Annotated in this window: 2 protein-coding genes; one reads left to right on the top strand and one right to left on the bottom strand. The window is 72.6% G+C overall.

Translation table 11 applies throughout. From position 1 onward, the window contains the following. Positions 1-62 precede the first annotated feature (62 nt). Positions 63-1,010: an STM4015 family protein gene (locus ACFV4F_RS40060; RefSeq protein ID WP_380510369.1), complete on the bottom strand. Its 948-nt coding sequence runs from the start codon at positions 1,008-1,010 to the stop codon at positions 63-65. Between the two features lie 591 nt (positions 1,011-1,601). Between ACFV4F_RS40060 and ACFV4F_RS40055 the strand changes: the two genes are divergently transcribed. After that, positions 1,602-1,928, top strand: a complete 327-nt coding sequence (locus ACFV4F_RS40055; protein WP_380447466.1) for a hypothetical protein — start codon at positions 1,602-1,604, stop codon at positions 1,926-1,928. Positions 1,929-2,015 lie beyond the last annotated feature (87 nt).

Below are 2,015 nucleotides of genomic sequence, written 5' to 3'. Positions count from 1 at the left end.
TCACGTCCGCTCCTGGCGGGGTCGGGTGGTGGAGGGTGGTGGTGACGGCTGCTCGGCCGGGGCTATTCGGCCACGGCGACGTAGCGCCGGCGGCCGCCCGGGTCGCCGCCGCCGGAGAGGTCGATCTCGACGTCGGGGAGGGTCTGGCGCAGGCGCTGCTGCATCTCGTCGGTGAGGTAGTGGTGGTGCAGGTCGAGGGCGTGGAGGTGGGTGAGCGGCTGGCCCTCCAGCAGCGCGCCCGCGCCCTGGTCGGAGAGGCCGCCCATCGACAGGCTGAGCGATGCGAGCCGGGCCACGACCGGCGCGTGGGCCACGGCGGCGGCGATGTCGTCCTGGAACTCGCTGTTCTGCAGGCCGAGGTGGCGCAGCGCGGGGAAGCGCGAGCCGTCGAGGAAGGGCGCGAGGTCGTCGAGTGTGGCGTCGCCGCCGTAGTTCTCGACGCCGAGCCACAGCTCCAGCCGCTCCAGCGCGGGCAGTTCGCAGGCGGCGACGGCGCGGACGACCTCGACGGGCAGGCCGCCCGCCTCGAAGCGCAGCGCGGTGAGCGCCTCGTGGCGCACCGGCTCCAGTTCGAGGTCCGTGCCGCCGCGCACCACCAGCTCGGTGAGCCGGGGGAAGGCCGTCAGCAACGGGGTGACGTCGCACATCTCCAGCCAGGAGATCTCGCTCTCCTCGTAGGTGATGTCCCCGACGAACAGCGCGCGCAGGGCGGGCAGCCGGTGGGCCGAGCCGGTGATCGCGGCCAGCGCGTCGTCGCTGAACGGCTCGGGGCCTTCGGTGAACCACTGGCCGATCACGACGGCCGTGACCCGGGCGGTGTCGACGGTGTCGAGGAACCGCTGCCACCGCTCGCCGAAGGTGCCCTCGGAGTCGTAGTCCAGACCGACCTTCCACGCCACCGCGGTGGCCTGCGGCAGCGTTCCGGCGGCCGCCTCCTCCCGCTCGACCGCCTTGGCGAAGTCGAAGACGGGGAGGCCGTGGAACTCCTCGATGTGGTCGTTGACGGTCATGGCGCTGCTCCTCGGGTGTCGGGCCGAACACGTGTCTACCAGTCGGGTCCGACAATCCGCCGCAGCGGGGGCACCCGTGAGCGCGCGGGCCCCGGCCGCCGGGGGCCGGAACCATCCGGTCAGGATGCCGCGATCGCTGTTCGTCGGGGGGCGAAGCACCGGTTCCGCTGCGCCGGAAATGGCCTCTCGCGTAGGCGATTTCACGTTTCGACGAGTTCCGTCCGAATTCTCCCGTGAGGTTCCGATGCGCATCCAGCACCGCAGATTCATGGTCGTGGCACGCCGCCGCGAGAACGCACAGGGCAACTGAGCGAAGGAAGGCCCGTCCCCCGGCAGGCAGCGGGGTGGACGGGCCTTCGTGCATCCGGCCGGCCGGGGGCGCTCGGAGCCCCCAAGGTGGTCGCCGTCATGGCCGATCACCACAGGGTGGGAGCCGATCCCGCCGAACACGTCCCGGCCCGCTGCGTCCTGTGCGAGCGCGTCGATGTCAGACCCTTGCCCTATGTTCCGGTTGTGGCTCCGGAGAGTGACGGTGGAGCCTCGGGTTCCGGCGTTCGCCGGTGTCCGTCGTGCAGTGGGGGAGGAGAGCCGATGTACCGCCAGGGTGACGTGCTGATCGTGCCGGTCGGGGAGGCCGCCGTGCCGGCGCGGGTGGCCGGGCTGGCCGTGCAGCCGCGGGACGCCCGCGGCCGGATGGTGCTCGCCCTCGGCGAGGTCACCGGCCACGCGCACGCCGTCGTCGGGCCGGGGGCGCTGCGCCGAGAGGCCGGGCCGTTCGGTGCCGGCTGGCTGCACCTGCCCGAGGGCGGGCGGGTCGTGCACGAGGAGCACGCGGCGATCCCGCTGCCCAAGGGCTGGTACCGGGTGGTGCGCCAGCGCGAGTACGCGCCGGGCGCGGTGCGGGTGGTCGCCGACTGACAGTGATGATGTTCGTGGCGATGTTGCCAGCGGGTCTGACCCACCGACTGACTGACGCTTCGGCTGTCCTGTTTGCGATTTGTCGGC

Origin of the sequence: Kitasatospora sp. NPDC059722 (genome assembly GCF_042733235.1) — a bacterium.
Taxonomy (GTDB): domain Bacteria; phylum Actinomycetota; class Actinomycetes; order Streptomycetales; family Streptomycetaceae; genus Kitasatospora.
Note: the sequence above shows the minus strand (reverse complement) of the source record. Positions and strands in the feature narration are given on the sequence as shown.